This window comes from Phyllobacterium sp. MT110 (assembly GCF_058792715.1).
In genome coordinates this window covers 224,881-238,986 of the sequence record NZ_JBXAFE010000001.1, presented here as the reverse complement: position 1 = coordinate 238,986, position 14,106 = coordinate 224,881, and the positions used below count along the sequence as shown (strand labels likewise).

Annotated in this window: 16 protein-coding genes; 3 read left to right on the top strand and 13 right to left on the bottom strand. The window is 59.3% G+C overall.

Going from position 1 to position 14,106, the window contains the following annotated elements; all coding sequences use genetic code 11:
* Nucleotides 1-32 precede the first annotated feature (32 nt).
* On the top strand, nt 33-518 hold the full coding sequence (locus AC1Q5O_RS01195; protein ID WP_223611529.1) for a peroxiredoxin: 486 nt from the start codon (nt 33-35) through the stop codon (nt 516-518).
* Nucleotides 519-573: 55 nt separating this feature from the next.
* Here the strand turns inward: AC1Q5O_RS01195 and rnhA are convergent, their stop codons facing one another.
* The 11 genes from rnhA to coxB all read right to left on the bottom strand — a co-directional run bounded on the left by rnhA (nt 574) and on the right by coxB (nt 9,714).
* Nucleotides 574-1,017, bottom strand: coding sequence for a ribonuclease HI (gene rnhA / locus AC1Q5O_RS01190; RefSeq protein ID WP_492561631.1), 444 nt, complete (start codon nt 1,015-1,017; stop codon nt 574-576).
* Entirely contained in the window at nt 1,014-1,994 is a 981-nt protein-coding gene (locus AC1Q5O_RS01185; RefSeq protein WP_403170403.1) for a homoserine kinase, read from the bottom strand. The genes rnhA and AC1Q5O_RS01185 overlap by 4 nt, the downstream gene beginning before the upstream one ends.
* 2 nt (nt 1,995-1,996) lie before the next feature.
* The gene (gene ispH, locus AC1Q5O_RS01180) at nt 1,997-3,004 is read right to left on the bottom strand and encodes a 4-hydroxy-3-methylbut-2-enyl diphosphate reductase (protein ID WP_346306381.1); all 1,008 of its coding nucleotides are present in this window, start codon (nt 3,002-3,004) and stop codon (nt 1,997-1,999) included.
* 51 nt (nt 3,005-3,055) lie between these two features.
* Nucleotides 3,056-3,823, bottom strand: a complete 768-nt coding sequence (locus tag AC1Q5O_RS01175; RefSeq protein ID WP_492561630.1) for an SURF1 family protein — start codon at nt 3,821-3,823, stop codon at nt 3,056-3,058.
* A gap of 7 nt (nt 3,824-3,830) precedes the next feature.
* On the bottom strand, nt 3,831-4,226 hold the full coding sequence (locus AC1Q5O_RS01170; RefSeq protein ID WP_223611534.1) for a DUF983 domain-containing protein: 396 nt from the start codon (nt 4,224-4,226) through the stop codon (nt 3,831-3,833).
* A gap of 193 nt (nt 4,227-4,419) precedes the next feature.
* Nucleotides 4,420-5,298, bottom strand: a complete 879-nt coding sequence (locus AC1Q5O_RS01165) for a cytochrome c oxidase subunit 3 (protein ID WP_223611535.1) — start codon at nt 5,296-5,298, stop codon at nt 4,420-4,422.
* Nucleotides 5,299-5,356: 58 nt separating this feature from the next.
* Nucleotides 5,357-5,998 carry a cytochrome c oxidase assembly protein gene (locus AC1Q5O_RS01160; RefSeq protein ID WP_403170395.1) on the bottom strand — a complete coding sequence of 214 codons (642 nt, stop codon included), beginning with the start codon at nt 5,996-5,998 and terminating at the stop codon, nt 5,357-5,359.
* Complete coding sequence (locus AC1Q5O_RS01155; RefSeq protein ID WP_165401776.1) at nt 5,998-6,153, bottom strand: cytochrome c oxidase system small membrane protein; 156 nt, start codon at nt 6,151-6,153, stop codon at nt 5,998-6,000. The genes AC1Q5O_RS01160 and AC1Q5O_RS01155 overlap by 1 nt, the downstream gene beginning before the upstream one ends.
* Nucleotide 6,154: 1 nt before the next feature.
* On the bottom strand, nt 6,155-7,099 hold the full coding sequence (gene cyoE, locus AC1Q5O_RS01150; protein WP_492561629.1) for a heme o synthase: 945 nt from the start codon (nt 7,097-7,099) through the stop codon (nt 6,155-6,157).
* Between the two features lie 77 nt (nt 7,100-7,176).
* The gene (gene ctaD, locus AC1Q5O_RS01145) at nt 7,177-8,829 is read right to left on the bottom strand and encodes a cytochrome c oxidase subunit I (protein ID WP_346306384.1); all 1,653 of its coding nucleotides are present in this window, start codon (nt 8,827-8,829) and stop codon (nt 7,177-7,179) included.
* A 39-nt stretch (nt 8,830-8,868) separates the two neighbouring features.
* Nucleotides 8,869-9,714: a cytochrome c oxidase subunit II gene (gene coxB, locus AC1Q5O_RS01140; protein WP_105737343.1), complete on the bottom strand. Its 846-nt coding sequence runs from the start codon at nt 9,712-9,714 to the stop codon at nt 8,869-8,871.
* 384 nt (nt 9,715-10,098) lie between these two features.
* On the opposite strand from coxB, the gene AC1Q5O_RS01135 reads away from it, so the two are divergent.
* Nucleotides 10,099-10,617, top strand: coding sequence for an invasion associated locus B family protein (locus tag AC1Q5O_RS01135; protein WP_223611539.1), 519 nt, complete (start codon nt 10,099-10,101; stop codon nt 10,615-10,617).
* An 80-nt stretch (nt 10,618-10,697) separates the two neighbouring features.
* Nucleotides 10,698-12,110 (top strand): metalloprotease TldD, encoded by a 1,413-nt coding sequence (tldD, locus tag AC1Q5O_RS01130; protein ID WP_492561628.1) that lies wholly within the window; start codon nt 10,698-10,700, stop codon nt 12,108-12,110.
* Between the two features lie 16 nt (nt 12,111-12,126).
* Here tldD and AC1Q5O_RS01125 read toward each other — a convergent pair whose 3' ends face one another.
* A complete protein-coding gene (locus tag AC1Q5O_RS01125; RefSeq protein ID WP_464662926.1) occupies nt 12,127-13,356 on the bottom strand; it encodes a class I SAM-dependent RNA methyltransferase in 1,230 nt (409 codons plus the stop codon).
* Nucleotides 13,357-13,363: 7 nt separating this feature from the next.
* The gene (locus AC1Q5O_RS01120) at nt 13,364-14,101 is read right to left on the bottom strand and encodes a TlyA family RNA methyltransferase (protein ID WP_492561627.1); all 738 of its coding nucleotides are present in this window, start codon (nt 14,099-14,101) and stop codon (nt 13,364-13,366) included.
* Nucleotides 14,102-14,106: the final 5 nt, after the last annotated feature.

The following is a 14,106-nucleotide window of genomic DNA, read 5'->3' as shown; positions in this document are numbered from 1 at the left end:
TAGGGCTAATTTTGTTCATATGGAGCCAATTCATGACAATCAAGGTAGGCGAGCGTTTGCCGGACGCCACGTTCAAGACAAAATCCGATGACGGTGTCAGCGAAGTCAGCTCGGACACCCTGTTCAAGGGCAAGAAGGTGGTGCTTTTCGCTGTACCGGGTGCCTTCACCCCGACCTGCAGCATGAACCATCTGCCGGGTTATCTTGAAAACCGCGATGCCATTCTGGCCAAGGGCGTCGACACCATCGCCGTTGTCGCCGTCAACGATCCGCATGTGATGGGCGCATGGGCCAAGGCCACCAATGGCGAAGGCAAGATCCAGTACCTGTCCGATGGCAATGCGACCTTCACCAAGGCTGTCGGCCTGGATATCGACCTTGCTGCCGGCACGATGGGCGTGCGCTCCAAGCGCTATTCCATGCTGGTTGAGGATGGCGTGGTCAAAGAACTCAACATCGAGGACTCGCCCGGTCAGGCTGTGACCTCAAGTGCAGCGACCCTGCTCGGCCAGCTGTAAACAGCGACAGAGCCAACCCATGCAAGGGGCCGGTCTGACCGGCCCTTTTGTTTGCTCAGGATCTGTTTTTGAACGGCGCCATGCCGGTTCGGGCAAGCTCGTCGGCACGCTCGTTCTCCGGGTGCCCCGCATGGCCCTTGACCCAGTGCCAGACAACCTTGTGGCGCTTGCGTGCCTCATCAAGCGCCTGCCAAAGCTCGGCATTCTTCACGGGCTTCTTGGCGGCGGTTTTCCAGCCGTTGCGTTTCCAGCCCTCGATCCAGCCGGAAATGCCATCACGGACATAGACCGAATCCGTATAGAGATCGACCGAACAAGGCTCCTTCAGCGCATTGAGCGCGGCAATGGCCGCCATCAGCTCCATGCGGTTGTTCGTGGTATCCGCTTCACCGCCGGAAAGCTCTTTCTCATTGCCGTTCCAGCGCAGGACTGCGCCCCAGCCGCCAGGGCCGGGATTGCCGGAACAGGCGCCGTCGGTAAAAACCTGTATCGACTTCACGAGGCGGCACCCGCTGGCAGAAGGCCATATTCTTCGGCGGATTTGATCTGGCGATGGAAGCGCATGCGGCGGACATATTCCATCGGGTCCTTCTTGACGACGAAACTGCCCTCGGGAACGGTCAGCCAGTCATAGAGCCGGGTGAGCATGAAACGCAGCGCCGAGCCGCGCGCGAGGATGGGCAGGCTTTCCGCCTCCTCCGCCGACAGCGGGCGAACGGAATTATAACCGCGCAGCAATGCCGTGCCCTTGGTCAGATTGAAGGAATGGTCCTTTTCAAAGCACCAGGCATTCAGGCAGACCGCAACATCATAGGCGAGCAGATCCGTGCAGGCGAAATAGAAATCGATCAGGCCGGAAAGCTTGTCGCCGAGAAAGAACACGTTATCCGGGAAAAGATCGGCATGGATGACACCGGCCGGCAGGTGTTGCGGCCAATGGGCTTCGAAGAAAGCCAGATCGGCTTCGGTCTCGCTGGCGAGGCCCGGCTCGACCCGGTCGGCATTGGCCTTTGAATTGTTCCACAATGGCCGCCAGCCGGCGACAGAGAGCGCGTTCTTGCGGCGCATGGGGAAATCCGCCCCCGCCACGTGCATGCGCGCCAGCGCCTCTCCCAGCGCGTGGCAGTGCTGCACCGTGGGCCTGCGCATCCACATGCCTTCAAGGAAGGTGACGATGGCGGCCGGGCGGCCCGCGAGTTCGCCGATGCTGGAACCGTTCTTCTGCCCGACGGGCAAGGGACAGCTGATCCCCTTCCCCGCAAGGTGCTGCATCAGCCCCAGAAAGAACGGCAGATCATTGCTGTTCACCCGCTTTTCATAGAGCGTCAGGATGTAGGAGCCCTTGCTCGTATGCAGCAGATAGTTGGAATTCTCGACGCCTTCGGCGATGCCCTTGTAGGAGAGCAGGTTGCCGATGTCATAATCCCGAAGGAAGTGCGCGAGATCGATTTCGTTGATATCGGTATAGACAGCCATAATCAGTGACTTCCGTTGACGAATGCCATGTCGCCGCTGGTCAGTTCCACATCGCGCAGATCGCGCATGACATGGAAATTCTCGGTTTCGATGGTCGTCTCGGCAAGTTCAATCGACACGGAATAGCGCTCCGAAAAGGACTGGATGATTTCATCGACGATGATTTCAGGTGCGGACGCACCGGCGGAGAGGCCGACGGTCGCAATATCGCCGATCAGGTCCCAGTCGATATCCGCGGCCCGCTGCACCAGCAGCGATTGCGAAGCACCGGAGCGCTCTGCAACCTCGACCAGCCGCTTCGAATTGGACGAATTCGGCGCACCGACGACGAGGAACAGATCGCAACCGGGCGCCGCTGCTTTCACAGCGTCCTGACGGTTCGTCGTGGCATAGCAAATGGATTCGGCGGCCGGCGCGGTCAAATCCGGAAAGCGACTCTGCAAGGCAGCGATGATCCCGGCAGTGTCATCGACCGACAGCGTCGTCTGCGTGACGAAGCCGAGGTTTTTCGGGTCCGCCGGCTGATAGTTCTCAGCGTCTTCGATGGTTTCGATCAATGTAACCGCGCCCTCCGGCAATTGCCCCATCGTTCCGATGACTTCAGGATGACCGGAATGGCCGACCAGAATGACGTGGCGCCCAAGCCGCTGATGGCGCATGGCCTGCTTGTGCACCTTGGAGACAAGCGGACAGGTGGCATCGAGATAAAACAGGTTCTTGTGTTCCGCGTCTTCCGGCACCGACTTCGGCACGCCATGCGCAGAGAAAACCACGGGCTGGCTGCGATGTTCTGCCGGGATTTCGTCGAGTTCTTCGACGAAAACGGCACCGCGCGCCTGCAGGCCCTGCACCACATAGCGATTGTGCACGATCTCGTGCCGGACATAGACCGGTGCGCCATATTTCTTCAGTGCCAGGACGACGATCTGGATGGCGCGATCCACCCCGGCGCAAAATCCGCGCGGTCCGCACAGGCGGATTGTCAGTGGTTTCTTGTCAGCCATGGTCATAGGTCTCGCGGAAGTCGAAGCGTTGGATGTGCCCATGGAATTGGGCGGCAATCAACGGGAAGTCAAGTCCGAAGGTTGAGTTTCTGCTTTGTCGCCCTGCCTGCGCCGCACCATGGAGATGATCACGATGGTCAGCAGCGTCGCCGCCAGACCATACCACGTGACCGCATATTGCAGATGGCTGTTGGGAAGATCGATGATGGTGACACCGCCGATGGGAAAGCCGCCGGGATTGGGCGTTTTATCTGCATCGATGAAGAACGGCACCAGCTGTTCGGGATTGATGCTGGACTGCGCCGCCATAACAGGCAGGTCTTTCCAGAAATAGATGTTCTTGACGAGATCATTATCGGGAAGAATGGAGGACGGTTTTCCTGCCAACGGATTGCGCGCAAGCCCGGTGACGGTCACCGGTCCCGTCACTTCGCCCTGTTGGCGTGTCGACGCGTTCTTCTGGTCGTAGGGCACGAAGCCGCGGTTGACGAAAACCGCCCGGCCATCGTCGAGTTGCAGCGGCGTATAGATGAAGTAACCGGAATAGCCCTCATAGGTGGCGAAGAAATGCCGCTCGCGGTCATTGAGCAGGCGCCCGGCGACTGTCACGGGACGGTATTCGACATCATGGTCCTGCGCCCAGATCTTTTCGATCTCCGCCAGCGGCTGCGGTGCGGAATGGGTGCGCGCGGCGATGGTTGCCAGCAGCGCTTCCTTCCATTGCAGGCGTTCCACCTGCCAGGTACCGAGCCCGATCAGAATGACAAAGAGGATAGCGCTGAGGCTCAGCGTGATCCATGGAAACCGGGTGGGCCTTACTGGCATTGCGATATCACTCATGGGCCGCGGGAATATCAAGACGCCCTTCCGCAGCCTTGTGTTTGTATTGAAGGGCAATCAGGACACCTTTCATCCAGCGCAGAGCGGTCAGGCAAAGCACAAGCGCCAGCGGAATCCACAGGATGAAATGCACCCAAAGCGGCGGATCGAGCGTGACTTCCATCCACAGCGCCAGACCGACGACGATGAACCCGATCAGCAGCATCACCAGCACGGCCGGACCATCGCCCGAATCGATAAAGGAATAATCGAGCCCGCAGCTGGAGCATTGCCGGGCCGGTGTCAGAAAACCATCGAACAGCTTGCCCTGCCCGCAGCGGGGGCAACGTGCCTTGACGCCCGCAGTGAACGGGTCAACTGGCGGATAAAGGGCTCTGTCTTCACTCATGGGTTGGTCTCGATCGGTGTTCCATCCTGGACCAGCGCCCAGATTTCATCCATTGCGCGATTAGTGACGCCATTGCACCCCTCTGTCCAGTCGATAAGTTGAAGCACCCGCCCCTCATCGGGATTGTGCCCAAACAATAAGGGCGGCCATGTTTCCATGACCGCCCTCTTTATTTCTGTTTGCAGCGGCTTGCTTATTCAACGGCCAGCGTCGCGCCCCATGAGGCCCAGACGTAGATCGAGAAGAACAGGAACAGCCAGACCACGTCGACGAAGTGCCAGTACCAGGCGGCAGCCTCAAAGCCGAAATGCTTCTGCGGGGTGAAATCGCCGCGCATGGCGCGCAACAGGCAGACCAGCAGGAAGATCGTTCCGATGATCACGTGGAAGCCATGGAAACCCGTGGCCATGAAGAACGTCGCGCCGTAGATCGAATCCTTGAACGCGAACGGTGCGTGCATGTACTCGTAGCCCTGCACGAACGAGAAGAGCATGCCGAGCAGGACAGTCAGCGTCAGGCCGGTGATCAGGCCCTTGCGGTCCTTATGGATCAGCGCATGGTGCGCCCAGGTGACCGTCGTACCGGACAGCAGCAGGATGATGGTGTTGTACAGCGGCAGATGCAGCGGATCGAGAACTTCGATGCCCTTGGGAGGCCAGTGACCGCCAGTGAATGCCGCACGGGCAACCTGCTCTGCCTCGCCCGGGAACAGGCTGGCATCGAAGAAGGCCCAGAACCAGGCAACGAAGAACATCACTTCCGACGCGATGAACATGATCATGCCATAGCGCAGGTGCAGGGAAACGACGCGGGTGTGGTGCCCTTCCTTGCTCTCCCGGATGGTATCCGACCACCAGCCGAACATGGTGTAGAGAACGATGGCCAGGCCGATGAAGAACAACCATGGCTGTGCCAGGTTATGCCCAAAGAGCGGCAATTCCCCGCCGCTGTGATAGCGCATGTAAGCGATGCCGCCGATAGCCATGACAAAAGCACCGACAGAGCCTAGGAACGGCCATGGGCTTGGGTCGATAATGTGGTAGTCGTGGTTCTTTGTGTGCGCTTCGGCCATTTTAACCCCCGCAAGTTCTATTCATCTGTTTAGCCACTGACAAAATGTCAGCGCAAGTTCAAAGCTGTCCCGACGGCTTGTCTTTCTTCACGTCCGCACTGGCGGCAACCGGTGCCGGCATCGCGATCGGAAAGAATGTGTAGGACAGGGTAATCGTGTTGACGCCCTTCAGTTCTTCCGAATTGACGATATCCGGATCGACGAAGAAAACGACGGGCATCTGCATGTCTTCGCCCGGCTTCAGGACGGTGTCGGTGAAGCAGAAGCACTCGACCTTGTTGAAATAGGCACCGGCGGCCTGCGGCGTGACATTGAAGGCTGCACGGCCGGCAGACGGCTTGTCCAGCTTGTTGATCGCTTCATAGTGAATGAGCTTGGTCTCGCCAATGTTCATCGTCACTTCGCGCTGCACAGGCTTGAACTGCCACGCCAACCCATCGGATGTATTGGCGTCGAAGCGAACCGTGATCTTCTTGTCGAGGATCGTGTCGGACATCTGCTCGACCCGCTGGGTCGTGCCGCCATAACCGGTCACCTGACAGAACATGGCGTAGAGCGGCACGGCCGCAAAAGCCATGCCCACCATGCCGAAGAAAAAGGCAAGGCAGGAAATCGCGATTGTCCGGTCGGAAACCCGGCGCTTTGGCGCAGGGGTGCTATCCGCGGCTGGTGTCTGGTTATCTTCCACAGGAGCGCTCATCACATCTGCCGTTCGAGAATCCTGGCACCGAGCTTGGCCCATGTGCCGACATAAACGAGGATCACGAACGCGGCCAAGGCCAGGGCAAGCGCGATGGAGCGGCTGCGCTGCGCCCTTTTCTGTTTGGGTGTCAGTGTAACGCGATCATCACTCATGTCATGCACCTGCCAGGAAAAGTGCTTTGCGCACAAGGATTTCGCCGAGAAGTACGGCGTAGAGACTAAAGAGATAGAAGATCGAGAAAGCGAACATCTTCTTCGCCGGCTTGATCATCGGCGCGCCAACCGGCGCACGCCAGACGGTCCAGGCGTAGAAAAGGAACATTGCTCCGGCGCCGACGGAAAACACGCCATAGACAATGCCGGCAAAGCCCATGACCCATGGCAGCACGGCAACCGGCGCTACCAGCAGCGTATAGAGGAAAATCTGGAACTTCGTCGACGCTTCGCCCATGACATTGGGCATCATCGGGATTTTGGCTTTCTCGTAATCATCCGACATGAACAGCGACAGCGCCCAGAAATGCGGCGGCGTCCACAGGAAGATGATGAGAAAAAGCACGATGCTTTCGATGCCGACCGAATTGGTCACGGCAGCCCAGCCGATCATGGGCGGAAATGCACCCGCAGCTCCGCCGATGACGATGTTCTGCGGCGTCGAGCGCTTCAGCCACATCGTATAGACCACCGCATAGAAGAAGATGGTGAAGGCCAGCAGGAACGCGGAGAGAAGATTGACGAAAAGGCCGAGCGTGACCACCGAGAACGCGGACAGCAGCAGACCGAAGGTCAGTACCTCTTCGCGCGTGATCCGGCCGGCCGGAATGGGACGGTTGGCGGTGCGCTTCATCACGGCATCGATATCGGAATCGTACCACATGTTCAGCGCGCCGGAGGCTCCGGCACCGACGGCGATGCAGAGAATGGCGATAACACCGAGAATGGGATTGATATGACCGGGCGCGGCCATCATGCCGACAATGGCGGTGAAGACAACCAGTGACATCACGCGCGGCTTGAGCAAGGCAATATAGTCCGACGCATTGGCTTCAGACAGGCCAATCGCGGTATCTACGGTTGCATTTTTCTCAATCAGGGCCATTCGATCAGTCTTGTTGTTTCGGTCGTTTCAACTTGAAGATGCCCGGGCCGCTGGGGTTCAGCGGCCCGGTTGTATTGTTACTTGATGCGTGGAAGCTGTTCCCACTGATGGAACGGGGGCGGCGAAGACAGCTGCCATTCCAGTGTGGTCGCACCTGGACCCCAGGGGTTGGCGCCGGCTTCACGCTTCTTGGCAAAAGCCTCGAAGACACCGAAGAGGAAGATCAGCACGGCAACACCGGAGATGTAGGAACCGATGGACGATACTTCATTCCAGCCGGCGAATGCATCGGGATAGTCGATGTAGCGGCGCGGCATGCCGGCAAGTCCGAGGAAGTGCTGCGGGAAGAACACCAGGTTAACACCGACGAACATCACCCAGAAGTGCGTGTGCGCAATGGTGTGGTTGTACATGTAGCCGGTCATCTTCGGGAACCAGTAGTACCAGCCCGCGAAAATTCCGAACACAGCACCCAGCGACAGCACGTAATGGAAGTGCGCGATCACGTAGTAGGTGTCATGCATCGCACGGTCGAGACCGGCATTAGCCAGCTGCACACCTGTCACACCACCAACGGTGAACAGGAAGATGAAGCCGATTGCCCAGACCATCGGCGGCTTGAACTCGATGGAACCGCCCCACATGGTCGCGATCCACGAGAAGATCTTCACGCCCGTCGGCACGGCGATGACCATCGTCGCGAAGACGAAGTAACGCTGTGTGTCGAGCGAAAGGCCAACCGTATACATGTGGTGCGCCCAGACGATGAAGCCGACCACGCCGATGGCAACCATGGCATAGGCCATGCCGAGATAACCGAAGATCGGCTTGCGCGAGAAGGTCGAGACGATGTGGCTGATGATGCCGAAGGCCGGCAGGATCATGATGTACACTTCGGGATGACCGAAGAACCAGAAGAGATGCTGGAACAGCAGCGGATCACCGCCACCTTCCGGCGAGAAGAACGTCGTGCCGAAGTTGCGGTCGGTCAAAAGCATGGTGATGCCGCCTGCCAGAACCGGCAGAGCCAGCAGCAGCAGGAACGCGGTGATCAGCACGGACCAGGCAAACAGCGGCATCTTGTGCAGCGTCATGCCGGGGGCACGCATGTTGAAGATCGTGGTGATGAAGTTGATCGCACCCAGGATCGACGATGCACCGGCAATGTGCAGCGACAGGATGGCAAAATCCATCGCCGGGCCGGGCTGGCCGGTTGTCGAATACGGCGGATAGATGGTCCAGCCGCCACCCGTGCCGTAGCCGCCGGCAGGACCCGGAACGAACATGGACAGGAGGAGCAGAAGCAGCGCGGGCGGAAGCAGCCAGAACGAGATGTTGTTCATGCGCGGGAAAGCCATGTCAGGCGCACCGATCATGATCGGAACCATCCAGTTGGCGAAACCGCCGATCAGCGCAGGCATGACCATGAAGAAGATCATGACCAGACCATGTGCCGTCGAGAACACATTGTACATCTGCTTGCCACCATCGATGGCGGCGTCACCCTGGAAGCCGTAGACCATCGATGCAAGACCGCTGAAAATCTGGATGCCGGGCTGCTGAAGCTCGGCACGCATGGCGATCGAAAGGCAACCGCCAATGATGCCGGCAACGATCGCGAAGATCAGATAGAGCGTGCCGATATCCTTGTGGTTGGTCGAATAAACCCAGCGCGTCCAGCCTGTCGGCTTATGGGCGCCATGGTCCTCGTGAGCTGCAGAACCTGCCATCAAAGTGCTCCCGTTCCTCAATAATTCGCGTCAACCAGCTCAGTTGCCGGCTACGTTTATGTTCTTGTCTGCGTCGATTTTAGCGGTGAGTGTCTTGTATGCGCCTGGAAGATCCTTCCCGGCAGCAGCAAACCACGCATCATACTGGCTTTGCGAAACCACATGGATCGCAATCGGCATGAACGCATGATCCTTGCCGCAAATCTGCGAGCACTGACCATAATACATGCCTTCCTTGTCTGCCTTGAACCATGTTTCATTGCTGCGGCCGGTGACGGCATCCATCTTGACGCCGAAGGCCGGCATCGAGAAGGAGTGGATCACGTCGGCACCCGTCACCAGAAGACGAACGGTTGTGTTCACAGGAACAACCATTTCATTGTCCACGGCAAGCAGACGGGGATAGGCCTTGCGGTCTTCCTTGCCTGCGGCAGCGCGATCGGCATCTTTGAGCATGACGGAGTCGAAGGAGACCGGTGCATCACCCACCTGGTATTCATATCCCCAATACCACTGGTAACCCGTCGCCTTGATCGTCATCTTGGCTTCTTCGGGCGAATACTGCGCGGTGAGAAGCTGGAAGGACGGAATTGCCAGGAACAGAAGAATAACAACCGGACCAACGGTCCAGACCACTTCCACCGCCGTGTTGTGGCTCGTCTTGGACGGAACCGGATTGGCACTGGCGCGGTAGCGAATCATGACCCAGCCCAGAAGGACCATCACGAACAGTGTAATCGGGACGATGAACCACAATGTATAGTGCTCGAACCAGATGATCTGCTCCATAATGGCAGATCCTGCCGGCTGGAACGTCATCTGCCAAGGCTCAGGCTGTGCAGCATATGCAGTACCGGCACTTAACAGGCCCCCCAGGACACCCATCAGCGTGACAATGTTCTTCTTCACCTAGAAATCTCCCGAATGAAGCTTCAATTCCATACGTTAAGACCGGGCTTCAAAAGTGGCCCGGCGATATGCCGCGTTCAAATCACACATTAGCCTACATCGCAAGGAAGGCGAACGTGATGCCGTGCGGCATTTTTGCGCGCAGCGCGCCGCCTGTGGATGACAGCATCTTGTAAAGACGTATCTTTTTTCACTTTCCGGACGATTTTGACCGGCGACACGTGTAGGGCTCACAATCCGGCCATTTTTGCATTACACCAGAGATGACAGAGCCGCTGTATGCTGGGGAGTGTTTGAGCGGTATTCTTTTCATCCGGGCCGTGGCGGTTTAACGTCTGGATGATTCGTTTTGGAGCCTACATGTCCTCTTTCGCGCTACGTAGCATCGCCCTCGGTCTGCTTTCCCTGTCCATTGCTGGTTTTTCCGGCGGTGCCATGGCAGCGCAGCAGAGCGGCACGGTCAAATCCACTCACGGCGCATGGTCGATCCTGTGCGACACGCCGGCAGGCGCGAAATCGGAGCAATGCGCCCTGATTCAGAATGTCGTCGCGGCGGATCGCCCGGAAATGGGTCTTTCGGTCGTGGTTCTCAAAACCGCCGACAACAAGGCCAAGATCCTGCGCGTGCTTGCACCGCTCGGCGTGCTCCTGCCCAACGGGCTCGGCCTGAACGTGGATGGCAAGGATATCGGCCGCGCCTATTTCGTCCGCTGCTTCGAAGACGGCTGCTATGCGGAAGTCATCCTGGAAGATCAGTTGGTCCAGACCTTCAAGACCGGTAAGGCCGCAACCTTCATCGTCTTCCAGACGCCGGAAGAAGGCATCGGTATTCCCGTTGAACTCAATGGATTTGGCGAAGGTTTCGACGCCCTCCCCTGATCGCTCCATAAGTTTTCTGTTGTAGCGGGCCGGGCGAGGCCCTACATCCGCTTCATAATCACCTGAACGGATGAATGATCATGAAAAGCCTCATCGACAGTTTTGACGCACCGCGCGAAAAAATCCTCGAAACCGTCAAGCAAAGCCTTGAGGGCGCCGATGACGGCGAGCTTTTCATCGAATACCGGGAATCGGAAGGTCTTGCCTTCGACAATGGCCGTCTGAAGAACGGCACCTTCAATCAGGATCAGGGATTTGGCCTGCGCGCTGTTGCCGGTGAAGCTGTCGGCTATGCGCATGCGGGCGAGCTTTCGCTGGGCGCGCTCAAGCGTGCCGCCGATGCCGCCTCCGCCGTGCGCACCGGCTACGCCGGCGCCTACACCGCTGCCCCTCCCGGAACCAACCGCAGTCTTTACGGCGACGAGAACCCGATTGGCTCGCCCAGTTTCGAAGCCAAAGTCAAACTGTTGCAGGAAATCGACGCCTATCTGCGCGCCAAGGATCCGAAGGTCCGGCAGGTCAGCGTATCGCTGGCAGGATCGTGGCAGCAGGTCGAAATCCTGCGTGCTGACGGGCATTTCGTCCGCGACATCCGCCCCATGGTCCGGCTCAACGTGTCCGTTGTCGTCGGCGATGGCGACAGCCAGGAAAGCGGTTCCTATGGAGCAGGCGGGCGCAAGGGTTTTGGCGAGTTCATCACTGCCGAAAAATGGCAGCATGCGGCGGATGAAGCGCTGCGTCAGGCTCTGGTCAATCTCGAGGCCATTCCTGCCCCGGCGGGAACATTCGATATTGTCCTGTCCAACGGCTGGCCCGGCGTGATGCTGCACGAAGCGGTCGGCCACGGGCTCGAGGGCGACTTCAACCGCAAGAAGACATCGGCCTTTGCCGGCCTGCTCGGTCAGAAAGTGGCATCGAAGGGCGTTACCGTCGTCGATGACGGGACGATTTCCGAGCGTCGCGGCTCGCTGACCGTCGACGACGAAGGCATGCCGACCAACAAGACCGTTCTCATCGATGACGGCATTCTCGTCGGCTATATGCAGGACCGGCAGAACGCGCGCCTGATGGGTATGCAGCCCACCGGGAACGGACGGCGCGAATCCTATGCACACGCGCCGATGCCGCGCATGACCAACACCTACATGCTCGACGGCGACAAGACGCCGGAAGAAATCATCGCCTCGGTCAAGAACGGCATCTATGCAGTTTCGTTCGGCGGCGGCCAGGTGGATATCACGTCCGGCAAGTTCGTGTTCGGCTGCACCGAGGCCTACATGATCGAGAACGGCAGGATCGGCGCGCCGGTCAAGGGCGCAATGCTCATCGGCAATGGCCCCGATGCCATGCAGCGCATTTCCATGATCGGCAACGATCTGCAGCTCGATACGGGCATGGGCAATTGCGGCAAGGGCGGCCAGTGGGTGCCGGTCGGCGTCGGCCAGCCACACCTGCGCATGGACCAGATGACCGTGGGTGGAACGGCGGTCTGAACCGCCGTTCTCCTGCCTATTTCTTCGAGAGCAGTGCCACGGCTTCGACATGCGACGACCAGAGAAACTGGTCGATCGGGACGACGCGGTCGATCTTGTAGCCGCCCTTGACGAGGATGCTCAGATCGCGCCCGAGCGTCACGGGATTGCAGGACACCGCAGCCACTTTCGGCACATTCGATTTTGCGATCTCGATGGCCTGGGCTTCCGCACCGGCGCGCGGCGGATCGAAGACCAGTCCGGTATAGGGCGCAAGCTCACGCGCCAGAAACGGCCGGCGGAACAGATCGCGGCGCTCGACGCTGACCGGCTTCAAGCCCTGAACATGACGCGCACCACGATCCAGCGCATCAATCGCGACCTGTTCGCTTTCCACGGCATGAACGGCAGACTTTTCCGCCATCCGCAATGCGAACGTGCCGGAGCCGCAGAACAGATCGAGGGTTTTCTTGGCCTTGGCGAGATGCCCTGTCACCAGCGCAGCCATGGCCTCCTCCGCCTCGACGGTTGCCTGCAGGAATCCGCCGGCCGGAAGATAGACCGGAACCTTGCCGAAATGCACCAGCGGCTTTTTCGGCTCGACGATGATTTCACCCTCGAAGCTCAACCGGGCAAAACCCTTTTTCAGAACAAGGTTCGTCAGGGCATGCCGCTTGGCAGCATCAGGCGCGCCGCATCCCGATGCGGTGATGTCGAGCCCGGAGGCAGTGGCGGTGACCGTCAGCTTGAACGGCTTCATGCCGCCGCCCAGCACCGCAACCACTTCGCGCAGGTCATCCAGCCGTGAAACGATTTCCGGAACCGTGACAGCACATTCGGTGATGTCGATGAGTTCGTGGCTCTGGTGTCTATTGAACCCGAGCACGGCGCCATGGTCGCTGGTGCGGACGGCAAAGACTGCCCTGCGGCGGGTCTGCGGCGCGCAGGGCACGAGCGGATCGAGCTTGAACTGCAATCCGCGCCCGCCGAGCGCGTCCTGCACCAGCGAACGCTTCCAGTCCTGATAGGCGCTGTCCTGCCAATGCTGGAGCGCGCAACCGCCGCATTCCTCAAAATGGCGGCAGGCGGGATCGATCCGCTCTGCCGATGCCTCAAGCAGGGCCATCATCGTTGCACGGCCGTTTTCCAGCGCGACATTGGCGACCTCGCCGGGCAGCGAGAACGGCACATAGACACTGCCTGCCGTCGTTGCGGCAATGCCGTCGCCACCGGCGCCCATCCGCTCAATTGTTACGCGCGTGCTCATCAGCTCTTCAATCTTTTCTCTTCAAACCGGCCAGAAGATATTCGCGATTGCCATCGCCGCCCTCTATGGGCGAAGGGCACAGCCCCAGGGCTTTCCAGCCCGGCAATCCATCCAGCCAGTTCCTTAGAGCATTTGCAACGCGTTCGCCATCCATTGGATCGCGCAAAATGCCACCCTTGCCGATCGCCTCGCGGCCGGCCTCGAACTGCGGCTTGACCAGGAGGACGCAGTGACTGCCGGGTTCGGCCAATTCCAATGCGGGCGGCAAAGCGAGTTTCAGCGAGATGAAGCTGACGTCCGACACCACCAGCCCAATGCTTTGCCCGCCCAGATGATCGCGGGACAGCACCCGTGCATTCAGGCCTTCGAGATTGGTGACGCGCGGATCGGTGCGCAGGCTGTCATGCAGCTGGTCGTGGCCGACATCCACGGCAACGACGTGCGTTGCGCCGCGCTCGAGCAGGACCTGGGTGAAACCGCCGGTGGACGCGCCGATATCCAGCGCACCGAGGCCATGCGCATCGATGGAAAACCGGTCAAGACCGGCAATCAGTTTCAATGCGGCGCGCGAGACGTAACCGCTTGCCGGGTCGTCGACACCGATGATGGCCATGCCGGAAAACGTTGCTCCGGGCTTGGTGACCACCGCATTGTCGACGGTGACCGTGCCGCGCACAATGGCATCGCGCGCGCGGGAGCGGCTGGCAAACAGGCCCTTTTCGACAAGCAGTTGATCCAGCCGCATTGCCG

What these genes read in the sequence shown, in the direction of transcription:
- AC1Q5O_RS01195 (WP_223611529.1), top strand. Translation starts at nt 33, where the DNA reads ATGACAATCAAGGTAGGCGAGCGTTTGCCGGACGCCACGTTCAAGACA.
- AC1Q5O_RS01185 (WP_403170403.1), bottom strand. Translation starts at nt 1,994, where the DNA reads ATGGCTGTCTATACCGATATCAACGAAATCGATCTCGCGCACTTCCTT.
- ispH (WP_346306381.1), bottom strand. Translation starts at nt 3,004, where the DNA reads ATGACCATGGCTGACAAGAAACCACTGACAATCCGCCTGTGCGGACCG.
- AC1Q5O_RS01175 (WP_492561630.1), bottom strand. Translation starts at nt 3,823, where the DNA reads ATGCCAGTAAGGCCCACCCGGTTTCCATGGATCACGCTGAGCCTCAGC.
- AC1Q5O_RS01170 (WP_223611534.1), bottom strand. Translation starts at nt 4,226, where the DNA reads ATGAGTGAAGACAGAGCCCTTTATCCGCCAGTTGACCCGTTCACTGCG.
- AC1Q5O_RS01165 (WP_223611535.1), bottom strand. Translation starts at nt 5,298, where the DNA reads ATGGCCGAAGCGCACACAAAGAACCACGACTACCACATTATCGACCCA.
- AC1Q5O_RS01160 (WP_403170395.1), bottom strand. Translation starts at nt 5,998, where the DNA reads ATGAGCGCTCCTGTGGAAGATAACCAGACACCAGCCGCGGATAGCACC.
- AC1Q5O_RS01155 (WP_165401776.1), bottom strand. Translation starts at nt 6,153, where the DNA reads ATGAGTGATGATCGCGTTACACTGACACCCAAACAGAAAAGGGCGCAG.
- cyoE (WP_492561629.1), bottom strand. Translation starts at nt 7,099, where the DNA reads ATGGCCCTGATTGAGAAAAATGCAACCGTAGATACCGCGATTGGCCTG.
- ctaD (WP_346306384.1), bottom strand. Translation starts at nt 8,829, where the DNA reads ATGGCAGGTTCTGCAGCTCACGAGGACCATGGCGCCCATAAGCCGACA.
- coxB (WP_105737343.1), bottom strand. Translation starts at nt 9,714, where the DNA reads ATGGGTGTCCTGGGGGGCCTGTTAAGTGCCGGTACTGCATATGCTGCA.
- AC1Q5O_RS01135 (WP_223611539.1), top strand. Translation starts at nt 10,099, where the DNA reads ATGTCCTCTTTCGCGCTACGTAGCATCGCCCTCGGTCTGCTTTCCCTG.
- tldD (WP_492561628.1), top strand. Translation starts at nt 10,698, where the DNA reads ATGAAAAGCCTCATCGACAGTTTTGACGCACCGCGCGAAAAAATCCTC.
- AC1Q5O_RS01125 (WP_464662926.1), bottom strand. Translation starts at nt 13,356, where the DNA reads ATGAGCACGCGCGTAACAATTGAGCGGATGGGCGCCGGTGGCGACGGC.
- AC1Q5O_RS01120 (WP_492561627.1), bottom strand. Translation starts at nt 14,101, where the DNA reads ATGCGGCTGGATCAACTGCTTGTCGAAAAGGGCCTGTTTGCCAGCCGC.